17 protein-coding genes are annotated in these 18,151 nt (G+C 59.1%); 16 read left to right on the forward strand and 1 reads right to left on the reverse strand.

Annotation, left to right across the window (positions count from 1 at the left end; all coding sequences use genetic code 11):
- The first annotated feature begins 171 nt into the window (after positions 1-171).
- The 15 genes from ACFO6X_RS10245 to ACFO6X_RS10315 all read left to right on the forward strand — a co-directional run bounded on the left by ACFO6X_RS10245 (position 172) and on the right by ACFO6X_RS10315 (position 14,747).
- Positions 172-1,230, forward strand: a complete 1,059-nt coding sequence (locus ACFO6X_RS10245; RefSeq protein WP_382432661.1) for a YybH family protein — start codon at positions 172-174, stop codon at positions 1,228-1,230.
- A 30-nt stretch (positions 1,231-1,260) separates the two neighbouring features.
- Positions 1,261-2,556 carry a L,D-transpeptidase family protein gene (locus ACFO6X_RS10250; protein ID WP_382432799.1) on the forward strand — a complete coding sequence of 432 codons (1,296 nt, stop codon included), beginning with the start codon at positions 1,261-1,263 and terminating at the stop codon, positions 2,554-2,556.
- Positions 2,556-3,140 carry a peptidylprolyl isomerase gene (locus tag ACFO6X_RS10255; RefSeq protein WP_382432663.1) on the forward strand — a complete coding sequence of 195 codons (585 nt, stop codon included), beginning with the start codon at positions 2,556-2,558 and terminating at the stop codon, positions 3,138-3,140. The genes ACFO6X_RS10250 and ACFO6X_RS10255 overlap by 1 nt, the downstream gene beginning before the upstream one ends.
- A gap of 26 nt (positions 3,141-3,166) precedes the next feature.
- Positions 3,167-3,673, forward strand: a complete 507-nt coding sequence (locus ACFO6X_RS10260; RefSeq protein ID WP_382432665.1) for a peptidylprolyl isomerase — start codon at positions 3,167-3,169, stop codon at positions 3,671-3,673.
- Positions 3,674-3,696: 23 nt separating this feature from the next.
- Positions 3,697-4,491 (forward strand): UDP-2,3-diacylglucosamine diphosphatase, encoded by a 795-nt coding sequence (locus tag ACFO6X_RS10265; RefSeq protein WP_382432667.1) that lies wholly within the window; start codon positions 3,697-3,699, stop codon positions 4,489-4,491.
- A gap of 194 nt (positions 4,492-4,685) precedes the next feature.
- Positions 4,686-5,684 (forward strand): ABC transporter substrate-binding protein, encoded by a 999-nt coding sequence (locus tag ACFO6X_RS10270; RefSeq protein WP_382432669.1) that lies wholly within the window; start codon positions 4,686-4,688, stop codon positions 5,682-5,684.
- 24 nt (positions 5,685-5,708) lie between these two features.
- Entirely contained in the window at positions 5,709-7,067 is a 1,359-nt protein-coding gene (locus ACFO6X_RS10275) for an LLM class flavin-dependent oxidoreductase (RefSeq protein ID WP_382432671.1), read from the forward strand.
- A gap of 280 nt (positions 7,068-7,347) precedes the next feature.
- Positions 7,348-7,950, forward strand: a complete 603-nt coding sequence (locus ACFO6X_RS10280; RefSeq protein WP_382432673.1) for a malonic semialdehyde reductase — start codon at positions 7,348-7,350, stop codon at positions 7,948-7,950.
- A gap of 92 nt (positions 7,951-8,042) precedes the next feature.
- A complete protein-coding gene (locus ACFO6X_RS10285) occupies positions 8,043-9,071 on the forward strand; it encodes an amino acid ABC transporter substrate-binding protein (protein WP_382432675.1) in 1,029 nt (342 codons plus the stop codon).
- Positions 9,068-10,108 (forward strand): amino acid ABC transporter permease, encoded by a 1,041-nt coding sequence (locus ACFO6X_RS10290; RefSeq protein WP_382432677.1) that lies wholly within the window; start codon positions 9,068-9,070, stop codon positions 10,106-10,108. The genes ACFO6X_RS10285 and ACFO6X_RS10290 overlap by 4 nt, the downstream gene beginning before the upstream one ends.
- 3 nt (positions 10,109-10,111) lie before the next feature.
- Positions 10,112-11,218: an amino acid ABC transporter permease gene (locus tag ACFO6X_RS10295; protein WP_382432679.1), complete on the forward strand. Its 1,107-nt coding sequence runs from the start codon at positions 10,112-10,114 to the stop codon at positions 11,216-11,218.
- 20 nt (positions 11,219-11,238) lie between these two features.
- Complete coding sequence (locus ACFO6X_RS10300) at positions 11,239-12,030, forward strand: amino acid ABC transporter ATP-binding protein (protein WP_382432681.1); 792 nt, start codon at positions 11,239-11,241, stop codon at positions 12,028-12,030.
- 188 nt (positions 12,031-12,218) lie between these two features.
- On the forward strand, positions 12,219-12,434 hold the full coding sequence (locus tag ACFO6X_RS10305) for a TOBE domain-containing protein (protein ID WP_382432683.1): 216 nt from the start codon (positions 12,219-12,221) through the stop codon (positions 12,432-12,434).
- A 25-nt stretch (positions 12,435-12,459) separates the two neighbouring features.
- Positions 12,460-13,812 (forward strand): LLM class flavin-dependent oxidoreductase, encoded by a 1,353-nt coding sequence (locus tag ACFO6X_RS10310; protein ID WP_382432685.1) that lies wholly within the window; start codon positions 12,460-12,462, stop codon positions 13,810-13,812.
- Entirely contained in the window at positions 13,809-14,747 is a 939-nt protein-coding gene (locus ACFO6X_RS10315) for a CysB family HTH-type transcriptional regulator (protein WP_382432687.1), read from the forward strand. The genes ACFO6X_RS10310 and ACFO6X_RS10315 overlap by 4 nt, the downstream gene beginning before the upstream one ends.
- Before the next feature lie 19 nt (positions 14,748-14,766).
- On the opposite strand, the gene ACFO6X_RS10320 is transcribed toward ACFO6X_RS10315, so the two are convergent.
- Complete coding sequence (locus ACFO6X_RS10320) at positions 14,767-15,081, reverse strand: hypothetical protein (RefSeq protein WP_382432689.1); 315 nt, start codon at positions 15,079-15,081, stop codon at positions 14,767-14,769.
- A gap of 231 nt (positions 15,082-15,312) precedes the next feature.
- Between ACFO6X_RS10320 and secA the strand changes: the two genes are divergently transcribed.
- A complete protein-coding gene (gene secA / locus ACFO6X_RS10325; protein WP_382432691.1) occupies positions 15,313-18,081 on the forward strand; it encodes a preprotein translocase subunit SecA in 2,769 nt (922 codons plus the stop codon).
- Positions 18,082-18,151: the final 70 nt, after the last annotated feature.

Below are 18,151 nucleotides of genomic sequence, written 5' to 3' on the forward strand. Positions count from 1 at the left end.
AGATCAGGGAAAGAGAGGGTTGGGAAGCAAACACGCAGACCCATCGGTAGTCTGGCAGGCAATGACAGCACTGGTGGAGGGAATAGGTCTTGGTTCGGCCCCCCTCCGCTACAATCCGCGCCAGTATAAGCGCCTGCGGGCCTGCTACGGCCCCTCCATTTTCCCCTCTTCATGATGCACGTTCGCCGCACCTTCTCCCATGTTCTGCGCCTGCTGACCTTGACTGCATTGCTAGGCTCTGGCATAGCCCAGGCCGATGAATATGGCGACATCCAGAAGCTGCTGCGCGCAGGCAAGCCTGCGGATGCGTTAGCCAAAACAGACCAACTGCTGACAGCCAAGCCCCGTGATCCGCAACTGCGTTTTCTGCGCGGTGTGGCCCTGACGCAAGCGGGCAAACGTGAGCAGGCCATTGCCGTCTTTACCAAGCTGACCCAAGACTACCCCGAGTTGCCCGAGCCCTACAACAATCTGGCGGTGCTCTATGCCGGGCAGAACCAGTTTGACAAGGCCCGCTCTGCGCTGGAAATGGCGATTCGTACCAACCCCAGCTACGCTACGGCCCATGAGAATCTGGGCGATGTCTATGCCCGCTTGGCCAGCACGGCTTACAACAAGGCGCTGCAACTCGATGGCACCCAGACAGCCAGCGTGCAACCCAAGCTGGAACTGATTGAAGGCTTGGCCTTCCCAACCGGTACGGCCAAGCCCGGTGTGAGCACAGCAGCACCAGCACCAGCACCAGCACCAGCACCAGCACCAGCACCAGCACCAGCACCAGCACCAGCACCAGTGGCCGTCAAGCCGGCACCGGCGCCTAGCCCGGTAGCGCCGCCGCCACCACCAGCGCCTGTGCCACCCCCGCCTGCGGTGCCTGTTGCAGACGCAGCGGCTGTGCAGGCAGTGACGACTGCCGTAGAAGCATGGGCCAGTGCTTGGGGCAGCAAAGACCTGAACGGCTATTTTGCGGCCTATGCCAAAAATACCGTTCCTTCGGGCAAGCAAAGCCGCAAAGAATGGGAAGCAGAGCGGCGTTCGCGCATTGAGGGCAAATCTCGCATCAGCGTCAATGTGCGTGACCTGAAAGTCACTACAGAAGGCGATACAGCCATCGCTCGCTTCCGCCAGGACTACAGCGCCGGATCACTACAAACCAGCAGCCGCAAAACCCTAGAAATGAACAAGATTCAGGGGCGTTGGGTGATCGTGCGCGAAACCGTCGGTAACTGAGCGGCCTTGGTTGCCGCCTGCGTCATGGATATGGAAATCGATGTGATCTCTCGGTATTTCTCCCGCTCCAACACCACAAGTCGCTGGCCGGTACTGGCGGCTGCTCTGACCTGTCTCTTGGTAACGCAGACACCATCTGCCATAGCCCAAGACCCTAAGACATCGGCCCGTGCCAGTGCCAAAGCCAGCAGCAAAGCGCCACCAGCGGCTCTGGTTGATGGTCAGGCCGAGACGCGTCTACTAGAGATTTACCAATCGGTGGGGCAGGGCCAACACCGAGAGGCCTTGGCCGGTGCCGAAAGTTTGGTGCGTGATTACCCCAACTTCCAACTGGCCCAATTGGTGCTGGGTGATCTGCTGGCTGCACGGGCGCGCCCAGCGCAGCAAATCAGTGCCGTTCCAGGGGCCCATTTGCCGGCCACCACCACCGAAAACCACAATCTGAATGTGCTGCGTGAGGAGTCCCGCAGACGGCTGCAAGCACTGCATGCGCGCCCGCCGGCCAACACTATTCCGGCCCAGTTCCTGACCCTGTCTCCACGCCAGCGCCATGCGGTGGCAGTAGATGCGTCTCGCTCTCGCTTGTATTTGTTTGAAAACACGCGCGATGGCCTGCGCTTGGTGGCCGACTACTACGCTTCGGTGGGTAAACTGGGGATTGATAAATACGTGGAAGGCGACCAGCGTACACCCATCGGTGTGTACTTCATCACCAGCCGCCTAGACCCCTCTACTTTGCGTGATTTCTATGGTGCAGGGGCGTTGCCACTGAACTACCCCAATCCGTTGGATCTCAGCCGGGGCAAAACCGGCAGCGGCATTTGGTTGCATGGCACGCCACCAGAACAGTTTGCCCGTGCGCCCCAAGCTACCGATGGCTGCGTAGCATTGGCTAACCCCGATTTGGAGCGTCTGCTGCGCACAGTAGAACGTGCCACACCGGTAGTCATTGCCCCTGAGCTGCGTTGGGTAGCGCCAGACAGTGTAGAGACAGCCCGCCAACAATTTGACGCTGTGCTCCAGGCTTGGAGCAGCGCCAAGGTGCAAGGGGATGTGCAAGGGCTACAACGTTTCTACGCCCGAGACTTTAAAAGCGCCTCGCAACAACCCCGGCAAGAGTGGCTGAACCGGCTGGCCAATGCGCAGCGAAGCAAGGAAATAGAACTCAAAGACAAGTCCTATCTCCATTGGCGAGATTCCAGCGAAACAATGGTTGTCACCTTTGGTGAAGTTGCCAAGGGTGAGCGCAGCGGCACGACCCGGCGCCAATATTGGAAACGCCAAGGCGACCAATGGCAAATATTCTATGAAGGAGTGATCAGTTGATGATTTCCAGAAGAAAGTCTGTGCTGGCACTGACCGCCAGCAGTTTGGTCTTAGGGCTGGCAATGGTGCAACCTGTGGCGGCCCAAGACGCTCCTAAAGTCAAGCTCAGTACCTCGATGGGCGATATCGTGGTGCAGCTTGACCCGGCCAAGGCACCCAAGTCGGTAGAAAACTTCTTGGCTTATGTCAAAGACAAGCACTACGACGGCACTATTTTCCACCGCGTCATTGACGGCTTCATGATCCAAGGCGGTGGCTTTACCGCCGACATGACGCAAAAACCCACCAAGACGCCCATCATGCTGGAGTCGGGCAATGGCCTGAAGAACCAGACCTATACCATTGCGATGGCACGCACTGGCAATCCACATTCGGCCACATCGCAGTTCTTCATTAATGTCAAAGACAACGACATGCTCAATGCCCGTCAGCCCGGCAATGATGGCTATGCAGTCTTTGGCAAAGTGATTGATGGCACTGCCGTGGTAGACAAAATCAAGGCGGTGCCCACTGGCAACAAGGGGTTCCACCAAAATGTGCCCACCACGCCCATCACCATTACCTCAGCCACTGTGCTGCCCTAACCCTTTTTGATAGAAAGCCTTTTGCCATGAGCAACCCCCAAGTCGAACTGCACATTGCCAACTATGGCGTCATTACCCTGGAACTCGACGCAGACAAGGCCCCCAAGTCGGTAGCCAACTTTTTGGCCTATGTGGGTAAGGGCCATTACGACAACACCATTTTTCACCGCGTCATTCCGGGCTTCATGATCCAGGGCGGCGGTTTTGAGCCGGGCCTCAAGCAAAAGGGCACCGATGCCCCGATCGAGAACGAAGCCAACAACGGCCTGAAAAACGCCAACTACACCATCGCAATGGCCCGCACCAGCGATCCGCACTCGGCCACGGCACAGTTTTTTATCAACGTGGCCGACAATGGCTTCCTGAACCATACTGCCCCTAGCGCCCAAGGCTGGGGCTATGCAGTGTTTGGCAAGGTGGTCTCGGGCACCGAGGTGGTAGACAAAATCAAGGCCGTGAAAACAGGCCGCAGCGGCTTCCATGACGATGTACCCAAAGAAGACGTAGTGATCGAAAAGGCTGTGGCACTCTAAGCCTACCGTTTCTCTCTGTCCCCGTGACTACGACCGTGCCCCGGTTCGAGGAGCTTGTAGCTCCATCGCACTGGCGCACGGTTGATTTCATTGCTGATTTGCATTTGCATTCGGGCGATGCAGCCACCAGTGCGGCATGGCAATGCTATTTGCACACCACACCCGCCGATGCTGTTTTCATCTTGGGAGACTTGTTTGAGGTCTGGGTGGGCGATGATGCCTTGGCAGAGCCAGACAGCTTTGAGGCCCATTGTGCAACGGTGTTACAGGCAGCGGCACAGCGCCGAGCGGTTTTCTTTATGGCGGGCAACCGGGATTTTTTGCTCGGGGCTGCGTTCGCCCAACAGTGTGGCATCCACATCCTGACAGACCCTACCGTGCTGCAATGGGGTGTGCAACGCCTGTTGCTCAGCCACGGCGATGCCCTGTGTCTTGACGATGTGGAGTACCAGCGTTTTCGGGTTGTGGCCCGCAGCGCACCGTGGCAACAGCAGTTTTTAGCCCAGCCTTTGGCGCAGCGTCGGGTACAAGGCCGCCACATTCGGCAAGAAAGTGAGGCGCGCAAACAATCGGGTGCCTTCTATGCCGATGTGGACAGTGCCACCGCTATCGCGTGGTTAGAGGCCGCAACAGCCAACACCTTGATTCATGGTCATACCCATCGCCCGGCAGAGCATGTTTTGGCCCCCCATTTATCGCGCATGGTATTGAGCGATTGGGATTTGGCCGCCCAACCTGCCCGTGCGCAAGTGCTGCGCTTGGATGCTCAGGGGCTGCACCGCATTTCTTTGATCCATGCTCAACCCGGCGGGATATAAGGGATCTGTTGGCAGTGGACAGTCATGGCCTGCCCCTGGCTGCATGCACTGGCACCAGCAGTGCCCCCAAGGTGGGGCGTAGCGCCCACAGCAAATAGCCTTAAAACTTACGCATATCGTTGCTACCAGCCCTTCGTTGGCAGCCTTGCCCCAGATTTCTATGCTGCCTCCTTCAGATTTTTTGGAGGTGCACCATGCAAAGCAATTGGGGAAAGAGTACGCGGCGTCAATGGCTGGCTGGCGCTGCGGCCAGTGGCGCGGGTCTGTTGCTGCCACTGGGGGCGCGGGCGGCCCCCAAGGCCGACCTATCAGGCGTCACACTGCGCATTGGCACCTATAAGGGCAACTGGCGGGCGCTGTTAACGGCGGCACAACTGACCCAGACCCCCTACAAAATCGAATGGCGCGAGCTCAACAATGGTGTGCTGCACATCGAGGCTATTCATGGCAATGCGCTGGATTTGGGTTCGGGCAGTGAGATCCCGGCCCTGTTTGCGGCACGGCAAAAAACCCAGGTGCGCTTTATTGCCGTAGTGCGTGAAGACCTGAACAGCCAAGTCACACTGGCGCGTAAAGACAGCGGCATTCAGCGCATTGCTGACCTCAAAGGCAAGCGGGTAGGCTATGTGCGCGCCACTACGGCCCATTATTTTCTGAGCCGCCAACTGGCCGAGGCTGGGTTGAGCTTTAACGATATCACCCCCATCAATCTCACCCCTGCCGATGGGCTGTCTGCATTTGATCGGGGCGACATCGATGCTTGGGCCATTTATGGCTACAACGGCCAGACCGCACGCATCAAATATGGCGCGCAGGTGCTCAAGACGGGCTTGGGCTACCTATCGGGCAACTTTCCGGTCTATGCCAATCCGCAATCGGTGGAAGACACACTCAAACAAGCGGCCATTGCCGACTACTTGCAACGCCTGCGCACGGCCTACCACTGGGCCAACCAGAATTATTTGGCCTATGCCAAGGCGCAATCACAGGAGACCCGCATTCCGGTGGGCGATTTGATTGAGTTGTGGAACAACCGCAGCACCAACTATGCGCTACGCGCGGTGGACAACGCCGTAGTGCAAGGCCACCAAGCTGTGGCCGACACTTTTTTGCAACTGGGCGTGCTCGATGGCCCAGCACAGGTAGCCCCTTTATGGAGCCGTACATTTGACCCGGTGCTGCGCAGCGCCTGACCCCCACTCAGAGAGCACTTGCGCATGACCACCACACCAAGACAACTACGGCTGGGCGCCTACTTTACTGGCGCGGGCGTTCAGGGCGATAGCTGGCGCCATCCTGCGGCCCACACCGACGCCTATCGCAACTTTGACCGCTACAAGGAGTACGCACAAAAGCTCGAAGCCGCCTGCTTTGATGCCCTGTTTTTTTACGACAACGTGTTTGCCGCCAGCGATGCCACCACCGTCTCCACTGCCCCACTGTCGCCGCGTTGGGATCCACTGGTGCTGGTGGCGGCACTGGCCTTGGTGACCCAACGCATTGGGCTGGTCGCTACCGTCAGTACCAGCTACAGCGAACCCTACAACGTGGCCCGCCACTTTGCCTCATTAGACCACCTGAGCCAAGGACGGGTGGGCTGGAATATTGTCACCTCCACTGCTGGGGGCGAAAACTTCAACCTGCCCGCCCACCGCGACCACGCTGAACGCTACGCACGCGCCCACGAGTTTGTGGATGTGGTCACGGGGCTATGGGACAGTTGGGCTGACGATGCCTTTTTGGAAAACAAGGCCAGCGGCCAATGGGCCGACCCGGCCAAACTGCACTTGCTGCACCATGTGGGCCAGCATTTCCGGGTCAAGGGGCCGCTCAATGCGCCACGCCCTGTGCAGGGTTGGCCGGTGCTGTGCCAAGCGGGCTCCTCTGAGGCAGGCAAAAATCTGGCTGCCCGCGTGGGAGAACTGCTCTATACCGCTGCCCAAGACATTGACGAGGCGCGCGACTTTTACCGCGACGTCAAGGCCCGTGCCGTACGCTATGGCCGGTCTCCTGAACAGATCCACATCCTGCCTGGGGTGATGCCAGTGATAGGCCGCACCCACGCCGAAGCCAATGCCAAATTTGCCGAACTGCTGGCCTATCGTGATACCGATGTGCAGTTGCGCGCCTTGTCCAGCTATGCCAGCTTGGGCGTGGATTTGACCGGGCTATCGCCCAGCGACCGTGTGCCACTGCCCGAGCATATCCCCGAGACCAACGCACACAAAAGCCGACAAAAACTGCTGGTGGATTGGATACGCCATGAACGCCCCACCGTGCAGCAATTGCTCACCCGGTGGAGTGCGGGCGGCCACCGGATGCTGGTGGGTACGCCCCAGAGCATTGCCGATGATTTTGCGCACTGGTTCCACACGGGAGCCTGCGATGGCTTTAATGTCATGTTCAGCAGCACGCCGGGCGGGTTGGATGATTTTGTTGAATTGGTGGTGCCCGAATTACAACGGCGCGGCTTATTTCGTACCGCCTACACCGGCCACACCCTGCGCGAACATCTGGGGCTGCCCCGACCGGCATTTCCTGCGCAACCTGCCCAGCCACAACCATTGGCGGCCTGAACAGAAGGGTTTTTTCTGCATATCGATGTGCGGATCGGTGGTTTGACCATGCAGCGTCTAAGCACGACACTGGGTTTCTGTGGTGATCTGGCACATCCCATTCATTGATAGGAGCTGGTAAGGGGAACTTTCACAGCCCGCCTGGTGCGGGCTTTTTTTTGTTCTACTTAGGCCTATAAATTAGGCGCTTGGGTTATGAGGACAAGTGGTTTGATGCTTTGGTAAAACCACCCCTTACACGTACATTGGGTGCCATCTTTGCCAATTTTTTGGAGTTTGCATGACTCAGTCTTTCCATCCCCCTTTGAGCGATGCTGCGCTAGACCAGTTGTTCCGCGAAGCCCGCACGGTTCATGCCTTCAAGCCCGAACCTGTGTCAGACGAGACCATCGCCCGCTTGTACGACTTGCTCAAGTGGGGGCCAACGGCCTTCAACGCACAGCCTGCGCGTTATGTGTTTGTGCGCAGCCCCGAGGCCAAGGCCAAGCTGCGCCCCACCCTGTCGGCGGGCAATGTGGCCCAGACCGATGCCGCCGCTGTCACTGTGATCGTGGCCCAAGACACACGCTTTTACGAACACCTGCCCGAACAATTCCCGGCCTATAACGCCAAGCCGTTGTTTGAAGCCAATGCCGATTTGGCTGCCTCTACGGCATTTCGCAACAGCAGCCTGCAAGGTGCTTACCTGATTCTGGCAGCACGGGCGCTGGGGCTCGATGCCGGAGCACAATCGGGCTTCAACCCCCAAGCCGTCAATGACGCGTTTTTCCCCGATGGGCGCTATCAGGTCAACTTCATCGTCAATTTGGGCGTGGCTGACCACAGTGGCACCCATCCGCGTGGCCCGCGCTTGGCCTTCGAAGACGTAGCGCAAATCGTTTAACCTTTAGCCCATGTGTCCCCCCGTCCATCCGTGCTGTGCCGTGGCTGGCAAGGCGGGGGGGTTGTTTGCCATTCCAACACCGCTATTGCAACATGCCTCTTTTTCGCACTTCCCTGACTGCCCTGGCCTTGGGGCTGGCGGCCTTGCTGCCTGTAGCCCACGCAGGCAAAACGCTCGACACCATCCAACAGCGCGGCCAGATCACCGTAGGTGTGAGTACCGGTGTGCCCGGCTTCTCTGCCGCCAACAGCCAAGGCCAATGGGTGGGGCTGGATGTAGATGTTGCCAAGGCCGTGGCTGCTGCTGTGCTCAACGATGCCAACAAGGTGAAGTGGGTGCCGTTGGCCTCGCAACAGCGATTTACGGCCTTGCAATCGGGTGAAGTGGATGTGCTCTCGCGCAACACCACCGTGACATTGACGCGCGATGCCTCAATGGGGCTGGCTGCTACCGCTGTGGTGTTTTATGACGGCCAAGGCTTTATGGTGCCCGCCAAACTCAAGGTCAAGAGTGCCAAGCAGCTGAAGGGCGCCACGGTGTGCGTGCAGTCGGGCACCACGTCTGAGAAAAACCTGACCGATTTCTCACGCTTGCATAACCTCAACCTCAAACCGGTGGTGTTTGACAAGTTTGATGCTGCCAATGCGGCCTACTTTGCGGGCCGCTGCCAAGCCTATACCACCGACACCTCGGGGCTGGCCTCGGTGCGGGCCAAAGAGGCCAAGAACCCACAAGAGCATGTTATCTTGCCAGAGTTGATCTCTAAAGAACCACTGGGGCCGCTGGTGCGCCGGGGTGACGATGAGTGGCAAGCCATTGTGCGCTGGGTGGTGTATGGTCTGATCGAGGCCGAAGAAAATGGCATTACCCAAGCCAATGTAGGCCAACTCAAAGCCGAAAGCACCGACCCAGTGGTAGGCCGCCTGTTGGGCAAGACCGAAGACACCGGCAAGCTGCTGGGCCTAGACCGTGACTGGCTGGTGCGCGCCGTCCAAGCGGTGGGCAACTATGGCGAAATCTACGAGCGTAACGTGGGCGAGAAAACCCCGGTCGGTTTGCCGCGTGGCCTCAACCGCCTGTGGAACCAAGGTGGCCTGCTCTATGCTTTGCCGGTGCGGTGAGGGGGCGTGAGCACCCACTGATTGCCCCCCGTCCAGCGCCACCACGCGCGCGGCGGCGCTGGTCTTGGCACCACCCCGGCACACGGGCGTTAGTGTGGCAGTTGTTGGCCTTGCTGGCCGTGGTGCTGGGCTTGGGTTGGTTGGTACACAACACCCAAGCCAATATGGCGGCGCGGGGTATTCAAAGTGGTTGGGATTTTCTCAGCCAGACGGCGGGCTTTGACATCGGTGAGCAAGCCATTGCCTTTGCTTCCACCGATAGCTACGCCCGTGCCTTTGCTGTGGGTGTGCTCAACACTTTGCGCGTGTCGGTGGCCGCGATAGTCTTGTGTACCCTGCTGGGGATGTTGGTGGGCATTGGGCGCTTGTCGCGCAATTTGCCGGTGCGCATGCTGTGCCGGGGCTATGTCGAGCTGTTTCGCAACGTGCCATTGCTGGTGCAGCTGTTGCTGTGGTATTTGCTGCTGGTGGAATACCTGCCCGACCCCACGGAGGCTTGGCATTGGGGCGACTTTGTGTTCTGGAGCAAAGCTGGCCTGAGCTTGCCGTTTCCGGTGCAAGGCCCACAAGGTTGGCACTGGAGCTTGCCCACGCTGCAAGGCTTTGCCATTGAAGGCGGTGCGGCGCTCTCACCCGAGTTTTTGGCCCTGCTGTTAGGCTTGACGTTGTATACCGCCGCCTTTGTGGCCGAAGTGGTGCGCGCGGGCATCACGGCCGTGCCACGCGGCCAGATCGAAGCCGCCCTGAGCATTGGTTTGGGCCGGGGCCAAACGCTGCGCCATGTCACAGGGCCGCAGGCGCTGCGCATCATCGTGCCACCGCTGACCAACCAATACTTGAACCTGACGAAAAATTCGTCGCTGGCGGTGGCCGTAGGCTACCCGGATGTGGTGTCGATTGCCAATACCAGCCTGAACCAAACGGGGCGGGCATTGGAGTGCATTGCCGTCATCATGGTGGTGTATTTGGGCTTGTCGTTGTCTACCGCCTTGGTCATGGGCCATATCAACCGCCGGGCCGCATTGCAGGAGCGTTAACCCATGTCCGCTCCCCCTGCACGCTCGATAGCTGCCCGCCCTGCGCCCCCCCGTACCGGGGGGCTACTGGGCTGGCTGCGCCGTGAATGGTTGGGTGGCTGGGCGCACAGCCTGACCACGTTGGCCCTGCTCGGCTGCGCTCTCTGGCTGCTGCCACCGTTGGCCGACTGGGCTTTGTGGCAAGCCATTTGGCAACCCGATGTGGCCGCTTGCCAAGCAGCACGGGGCAACGGTGCCTGCTGGGGAATGTTGGCAGAGAAATACCAGTTCATCATTCTGGGCCGCTATCCGCAGGAAGAGGGCTGGCGCCCTTGGTTAGCTTCCGGGCTGCTGCTGGCGCTGGTAGTAGCCAGCGGGATGCGCCGCTGCTGGAACCGTGGGTTGCTGCTGGCTTGGGGGCTGGTGTGGGGTGTATTTGTGGCCCTGATGGGGGGCGGTGTGTTGGGTTGGGCCTCTGTGCCCACCGACCGCTGGGGCGGCTTGCCCCTCACGTTGATGCTCAGTACCTTGTCCATCGTGCTGGCCTGTCCGCTGGCGGTGCTGTTGGCACTGGGGAGGCGTTCCCAGATGCCCGCCGTGCGGGCCTTGTGTAGCTTGTATATCGAACTGGTGCGCGGTGTGCCGTTGATCTCAGTGCTGTTTATGGCCAGTTTTTTGTTTCCGCTGTTTCTGCCAGCGGGGGCCACGCCCGATGTGCTGCTGCGTGTGCTGCTGGGCATTGCCTTGTTTGCTGCCGCCTACTTGGCAGAAACCGTGCGTGCTGGGTTGCAATCAGTGCCACGCGGCCAGATCGAGGCCGCCGCCAGCATCGGGTTGGGCTGGTGGCAAACCCAACGGCTGGTGGTGTTGCCGCAAGCTTTGGGCGCGGTGGTGCCGGGGCTGATGAACAGCTTTATCTCCATCTTCAAAGACAGTTCACTCATCACCATTGTCAGCTTGTATGAGCTGACCGGCTCGTTGGGGCTGGCCCTGAGTGGCGACCCCATGTGGCGTCCGTTCATGCTTGAGGGCTATCTGTTCATCACACTGATTTATTTTGTTGTTTGTGCCGCCATGTCGCGCTACAGCCTATGGGTGGAGCAACAACAGGCAGGCAGCCACGCCCGCTGATTTTTTGAATGCTAGAAGCCATGACTGCCCCTGCCGATACGGCCCCGCTGATCCGTTTTCAGCAACTGAACAAATGGTTTGGCACAGACTTTCATGTGCTGCGCGACATAGACCTGGACATAGCCCGTGGTGAGCGGCTCGTGGTGTGTGGGCCATCCGGTTCAGGCAAATCAACCTTTATCCGCTGCATCAATGCACTAGAACCTTTCCAGCAGGGCCACCTGTGGGTGGCTGGAGTGCCGTTGCACCCCGAAGGCCAAGAAGACGAGCGCACTATTGCCCAAGTGCGCCGCCATGTCGGCATGGTGTTTCAGCAGTTCAATTTGTTTCCGCACCTGAGTGTCTTAGACAACCTGACGCTGGGGCCGATCCATGCCGCCAAGGTGCCACGCGCACAGGCCCAAGCCCATGCACTGGCCCAATTGGAGCGCGTACACATTGCCGATCAGGCACACAAGTTTCCGTTGCAACTCTCTGGGGGCCAGCAGCAACGGGTGGCGATTGCTCGGGCGCTGTGTCTGTCGCCCGATATTTTGCTGTTTGATGAACCCACCTCCGCCCTCGACCCTGAAATGGTGCACGAGGTACTGGATGTGATGACCACATTGGCCCGCCAAGGCATCACGATGGTCTGCGTCACGCACGAGATGGACTTTGCCCGCTCGGTGGCCGACCGTGTGGTGTTTATGGACCAAGGCCAAATCGTGGAACAAGCAGCCCCAGAGGACTTTTTTGCCCGTCCTGCTACCGAGCGAGCGCAGCAATTTTTGGACAAACTGATTGGGCGCAAAAGTGGCAGCCTGCCCACCTGAAGCGGGCCGTGGGGGTTGCCGTTATAGCGGCTGTATCGCAACTTATGACGGCAACATCTTTGTCTTTGCACATCGCTTTTTATTATTTATAAGTTTTAAGAAAATGTTTTACATTCGTTTTGGTTATTAAAAACGGATGGGGCTGCTCCCGTCCGGTGCCAACTTCACCATCGTTCAGGAGTTATCCCATGTCGATTCAAGCCATCAACGTACGCAACCAATTCAAGGGCAAAGTCAAAGAAATCATCCGGGGCGATGTGGTCTCGGAGATTGATGTCGAAACCCCTTGGGGCATCGTCACCTCCGTCATCACCACCCGCTCGGTAGACGATTTGGGCCTGACCCTTGGCTCCGAAGTGGTCGCACTGGTCAAATCGACCGAAGTGTCGATCGCCAAGCTCTAAACCCATAGGAATAGGGATACGCGCCATGACCACTGCTGCTGCACCGCGCCAACTGCATTTGGGCGCTTTTTTGTTTGGTGTGGGCCACCACATTGCTGCTTGGCGCCATCCCAAGGTAGACCCGGCTGCCGCTTTGCGCCCAGCCCACTACCAGCAACTGGCCCGCATTGCAGAATCGGGCCTGTTTGATGCCATTTTTAGCGCCGACACCATGGGCCTGCCCGGCACGCCCGCCGAGGCATTGGCCCGCAACGTGCCGCCGCACCAGTTTGAACCGCTAGAGTTGCTCACCGCCTTGGCCGGTGTCACTGAGCGCATTGGGCTGGTGGGCACGGTCTCCACCACCTACCTGCCGCCCTACCATCTGGCGCGCAAGGTTGCCACACTAGACCACCTGAGCGCAGGCCGTGCCGGCTGGAACCTTGTCACCTCTGGCTCTGACCAAGAGGCCCAACTGTTTGGTCTAGACCAACAAATTTCGCACGCCGATCGCTATGAACGCGCCCGTGAATATGTCGATGTGGTCAAAGGGCTGTGGGACACTTTTGAAGACCAGCCCTATCTGTTGGATAAGGCCGCTGGCCGTTACTTTGACCCGGCCAAACTGCACCGTCTGGCCCACGATGGCAAATACTTCAAGGTACACGGCGCTTTGCAAAGCCAGCGCCCGGTGCAGGGCTACCCGGTGCTGGTGCAAGCGGGCTCCTCCGAAGATGGGCAAGAACTGGCTGCCGCCACCGCCGAGTTGGTGTTTACCGCACACCAATCGGTAGAGAGTGCGCGGGCGTTCTACGCCAGCCTCAAGGGCCGTTTGGCCGCCTATGGCCGTAGCCCCGATGCCCTCAAAATTTTGCCCGGTGTCTCGCCCGTGGTAGGCCGCACCGAGGCCGAAGCGCAAGAAAAATACGAACAGCTGCAAGCGTTGATCGAGCCAGCGGTGGGCTTGGGGTTGCTGTCGCATTTTGTGGGTGGCTTTGATTTTTCTCCCTACCCCCTCGATGGCCCGGTGCCCAACCTGCCGCCCACCGAAGGCTGGCAAAGCCGCCAAGACCTGTTTCTCAAATTGGCCCGCGAAGAAAACCTCACCCTGCGCCAGCTTTACCAGCGCGTGGCTACCGCACGTGGCCACTGGACGGTGGTGGGTACACCTGAGTCGGTGGCCGATCAGTTAGAGCACTGGTTTACCACTGGTGCCGCCGATGGCTTCAACATCATGGCCCCCACGCTCCCCTTTGACTTGCAAGATTTTGTCGATCTGGTGATTCCAGAGTTACAGCGGCGCGGTTTATTTCGCACGGCCTATAGCGGCCACACCCTGCGTGAGCACTTGGGCTTGCCCCGGCCCACCCACCCCGCACAGCAGTCAACACGCCCATGAATTTTCAGCAATTGCGCTCTGTCCGTGAAGCCGTGCGGCGGGGATTTAACCTGACCGAGGTGGCCGCGATGCTGCACACATCGCAACCGGGCGTCAGCCGCCAGATTCGCGAGTTGGAAGAAGAACTGGGCGTAGAAATCTTTGCCCGGGCAGGCAAACGCCTGACGGGCCTGACCCCACCGGGCCAGACCTTGCTGCCCATCGTGGAGCGCCTGTTGCTGGAGTCTGAAAACCTGCGCCGGGCCGGACAAGACTTCAACGCCAGCGAACAAGGGCGCCTGTCTATTGCGGCCACACACTCACAGGCCCGTTATGCCTTGCCGCAGGTCGTGCATGATTTTCGGGCGCTGTTTCCACAGGTCAGCCTGCACCTGCACCAAGGCTCACCACGCCAAGTGGCCGAAATGCTGCTCTCGGGCGAAGCCGATATTGGCGTTGCCACCGAAGCACTGGCAGGCTACGACACCTTGGTCACGCTGCCTTGCTACCGTTGGACGCACAGCATCGTCGTGCCACCGGATCACCCGCTGCTGGCGTATCCCCACCCCATCACCTTAGAGCAACTGGCCCGCTACCCCATCATCACTTATGAACTAGGCTACACCGGCCGCGCCCACATTGACGAAGCCTTTGCCCGCGAAGGCTTGGCACCCGACATTGTGCTCAGCGCGATGGATGCCGATGTCATCAAAACCTATGTAGAACTGGACATGGGTGTGGGCATCGTCGCCTCTATTGCAGTCGATGCCGAGCGCGACCGCCACTTGCGCCTGATCGATGCACGCCACCTGTTTGAAGTCAACCTGACCCGCCTGGGCCTGCGCCGGGGCACTTGGCTGCGTGGCTATGCCTACCAGTTCATTGAAAGCTTTGTGCCCACCCTGACCCGCGCGGTGGTGGATCAGGCCATGCAGGAGGCCCATCACCTTGCCTGAGGGTTCTTGCCTCTGACTCTCAGCCACCCTGCCCTTGGATTTTGAGCCGAATGGCACTGACCTCCCAACCCTGGGCGCGCAAACGCGCTTGCAGCAGGGGCAACAACTGCCGCAGTTTGGCCGCTACGGCATTGTTCTTGACGACCAAACACCAAGTGTCCCCCTCAATTGGCCCCGCTTGCACACTAGGACGCAACAACACGGGAATCAACGGCTCCACCACCCGCAATCGCTCACTGGACTCACGCATCAAGGCCAGCAAGGGCGCCAGCACAGGCGCTTCTTCCGAAGCCTGCATCAACGTAATGGCGTGGTGACGGCGAGCAGAGGTCATGGGGTTGGCGTATGGCTGTGCAGATGCAATAAAAGACCAATTATCTGGCAGCCGCCCATCAGCACCCGTATCCCACATGGCGGCTAAAATCTGGAAACAAGTTTCCGGTGCCGGTAGACTCTCTAGTGCTGTCAACAGCCACAGTGCTGCCTGGCACCACCCGACATCTTCATATCTTCACAGGGATTCGGACACCCTGCGGGCTTGGCCTGCTGGTGTGTTCCCGCTCGCATGGTCACCAACTTCCTTACCAAACTTTTCGGCAGCCGCAACGACAGGTTGCTCAAGCAGTACCGCAAGACCGTGGCACGCATCAACGCCATGGAACCAGAGTTGGAGAAGCTCGATGACGCGGCGCTGCGGGCCAAGACCGAGGCATTTAAACAGCGGGTGGCCCAAGGCGAATCGCTCGACGCCCTGCTGCCCGAAGCCTTTGCCGTGGTACGCGAAGGCTCCAAGCGCGTCATGCGGATGCGCCACTTCGACGTCCAGTTGTTGGGGGGCATGGCCCTGCACTACGGCAAAATTGCCGAAATGCGCACCGGCGAGGGCAAAACCCTCACCGCCACGCTGCCGGTATACCTCAATGCGTTGTCAGGCCAAGGCGTGCATGTCGTCACTGTCAACGACTACCTGGCCAACCGTGACGCCCAATGGATGTCACGCCTCTACAACTTCCTGGGTTTGACGGTAGGCATCAACCTGCCCAACATGCCCCGCGAGGAAAAACAGGCCGCTTATGGCGCCGACATCACCTACGGCACCAACAACGAATACGGTTTTGACTACCTGCGCGACAACATGGTGTACGAGTCGGCCGACCGGGTGCAGCGCCAGCTCAATTACGCCATCGTCGACGAGGTGGACTCGATTCTGATCGATGAAGCGCGCACGCCCCTCATCATCAGTGGTCAAGCCGAAGACCACACCGCCCTGTATCTGGCCATGAACCAGGTGGTGCCGCTGCTCACGCGCCAAGAAGGTGAAGCCGACCCCCGCACGGGCGAGGGCGTGACCAAGCCCGGCGACTTTACGCTGGACGAAAAATCGCACCAAGTGTTCTTGACCGAACAAGGCCACGAAACTGCTGAGCGCGTGCTGGCAGCCCAAGGCTTGCTGCCCGAAGGCTCATCGTTGTACGATCCGGCCAACATCTCGCTGATGCACCACCTGTATGCAGCACTGCGCGCCCACAACCTGTACAACCGCGACCAGCACTATGTGGTGCAAAAGGGCGAGATCGTCATCGTTGATGAATTCACGGGCCGCCTGATGGCCGGACGCCGTTGGAGCGAGGGCTTGCACCAGGCTGTAGAAGCCAAAGAGGGCGTAGCCATTCAGGCTGAGAACCAAACCCTGGCCTCCATCACATTCCAGAACTATTTCCGCCTCTACAGCAAACTCTCGGGCATGACCGGCACCGCCGATACCGAAGCCTATGAGTTCCAAGAGATCTATGGCCTCGAAACGGTGGTCATTCCGCCCAACCAGCCCAGCAAGCGCGACGACCAGCTCGACCGCGTTTACAAAACCACCAAAGAAAAATACGACGCAGCCATCAAAGACATTCGCGAGTGCCACGAACGTGGTCAGCCGGTGCTGGTGGGCACCACCTCGATTGAAAACTCCGAGATCATCGACCACCTGCTAACCCAGGCCGGTCTGCCGCATCAGGTGCTCAATGCCAAGCAGCACGCCCGCGAGGCCGACATCATTGCCCAAGCGGGCCAGGCAGGCATGATCACCATTGCCACTAACATGGCTGGTCGGGGCACCGACATCGTCCTCGGTGGCAACATCGAAAAAGAAGTGGCCGCCATCGAGACCAACGAGGCACTGGATGCCGCCACCAAGGCCAGCCAGATCGAAGCACTGCGTGCGGCCTGGAAGCAAGACAACGAAAAGGTCAAGGCCTTGGGCGGCTTGCGCATCATCGCTACCGAACGCCACGAATCGCGCCGCATCGACAACCAACTGCGTGGTCGCTCTGGTCGCCAAGGCGATCCCGGCTCTTCACGCTTTTATCTGAGTCTGGATGATTCGCTGATGCGTATCTTTGCGGGCGACCGGGTGCGCTCCATCATGGATCGCCTGAAGATGCCCGAAGGCGAAGCCATTGAGGCCGGTATCGTCACCCGCAGTATCGAATCGGCTCAGCGCAAGGTAGAAGCCCGCAATTTTGATGTTCGCAAGCAATTGCTGGAATACGATGATGTTGCCAACGACCAGCGCAAAGTCATCTACCAGCAGCGCAACGACATTCTCGATGCCCAAGCTCTGCAAGATGTGATTCACGCCATGCGTGAAGATTGCTTCACGGATTTGGTGCGCCAACATGTGCCCGCCGAATCGGTAGAAGAGCAATGGAACCTGCCCGCCCTCGAAGCCGCCTTGGCCCAAGAATGGCAATTGCCGCTCCAGTTGCGCGCACTGGTTGAAGGTGCAGAATCCATCACTGACGAAGATATTTTGGAGAAGGTGCTGACTGCCGCCCATGCCGCCTTTCAGGCCAAGGTGGATTTGGTGGGTGAAGACAATTTCACTCACTTTGAACGCATGGTGTTGCTGCAAAACCTCGATTCCAACTGGCGTGACCACCTGAGCGCGCTGGACTATTTGCGCCAAGGCATCCACCTGCGCGGTTATGCCCAAAAGCAACCCAAGCAAGAATACAAGCGCGAGGCTTTCGAGCTGTTTCGCCAGTTGATTGATACTGTGAAAAACGATGTTACCCGCACTTTGATGACCGTGCAGGTACAGTCGCCGACACAGATCGAGCAGGTGGCCGAAGACATGGAGCAACGCGCAGAGCACATTGCCAACGTCACCTACACCGCCCCCACCGAAACCGGCGAAGCCCAAACCACTTTGGACGAAAGCACCGTGCCCCACGCTGCCGCTACCGTGGCCGCCGTGGCTGGTGCCCACATCGGCCGCAACGATCCCTGCCCCTGTGGCAGCGGCAAAAAATACAAGCAGTGCCACGGCAAACTGGCCTGAGCAATAGCGTCATCAAACCACTGCACAATGGCACGGGCTTGGGCCCGTGCTTGCATGTAACCCCATCCTT

The organism is Giesbergeria sinuosa (assembly GCF_042652905.1).
Lineage (GTDB): Bacteria > Pseudomonadota > Gammaproteobacteria > Burkholderiales > Burkholderiaceae_C > Simplicispira > Simplicispira sinuosa.

Coding starts and splice junctions, on each gene's coding strand:
- ACFO6X_RS10245 (WP_382432661.1), top strand. CDS start 172: ATGATGCACGTTCGCCGCACCTTCTCCCATGTTCTGCGCCTGCTGACC.
- ACFO6X_RS10250 (WP_382432799.1), top strand. CDS start 1,261: ATGGAAATCGATGTGATCTCTCGGTATTTCTCCCGCTCCAACACCACA.
- ACFO6X_RS10255 (WP_382432663.1), top strand. CDS start 2,556: ATGATTTCCAGAAGAAAGTCTGTGCTGGCACTGACCGCCAGCAGTTTG.
- ACFO6X_RS10260 (WP_382432665.1), top strand. CDS start 3,167: ATGAGCAACCCCCAAGTCGAACTGCACATTGCCAACTATGGCGTCATT.
- ACFO6X_RS10270 (WP_382432669.1), top strand. CDS start 4,686: ATGCAAAGCAATTGGGGAAAGAGTACGCGGCGTCAATGGCTGGCTGGC.
- ACFO6X_RS10275 (WP_382432671.1), top strand. CDS start 5,709: ATGACCACCACACCAAGACAACTACGGCTGGGCGCCTACTTTACTGGC.
- ACFO6X_RS10280 (WP_382432673.1), top strand. CDS start 7,348: ATGACTCAGTCTTTCCATCCCCCTTTGAGCGATGCTGCGCTAGACCAG.
- ACFO6X_RS10285 (WP_382432675.1), top strand. CDS start 8,043: ATGCCTCTTTTTCGCACTTCCCTGACTGCCCTGGCCTTGGGGCTGGCG.
- ACFO6X_RS10295 (WP_382432679.1), top strand. CDS start 10,112: ATGTCCGCTCCCCCTGCACGCTCGATAGCTGCCCGCCCTGCGCCCCCC.
- ACFO6X_RS10300 (WP_382432681.1), top strand. CDS start 11,239: ATGACTGCCCCTGCCGATACGGCCCCGCTGATCCGTTTTCAGCAACTG.
- ACFO6X_RS10305 (WP_382432683.1), top strand. CDS start 12,219: ATGTCGATTCAAGCCATCAACGTACGCAACCAATTCAAGGGCAAAGTC.
- ACFO6X_RS10310 (WP_382432685.1), top strand. CDS start 12,460: ATGACCACTGCTGCTGCACCGCGCCAACTGCATTTGGGCGCTTTTTTG.
- ACFO6X_RS10315 (WP_382432687.1), top strand. CDS start 13,809: ATGAATTTTCAGCAATTGCGCTCTGTCCGTGAAGCCGTGCGGCGGGGA.
- ACFO6X_RS10320 (WP_382432689.1), bottom strand. CDS start 15,081: ATGACCTCTGCTCGCCGTCACCACGCCATTACGTTGATGCAGGCTTCG.
- secA (WP_382432691.1), top strand. CDS start 15,313: ATGGTCACCAACTTCCTTACCAAACTTTTCGGCAGCCGCAACGACAGG.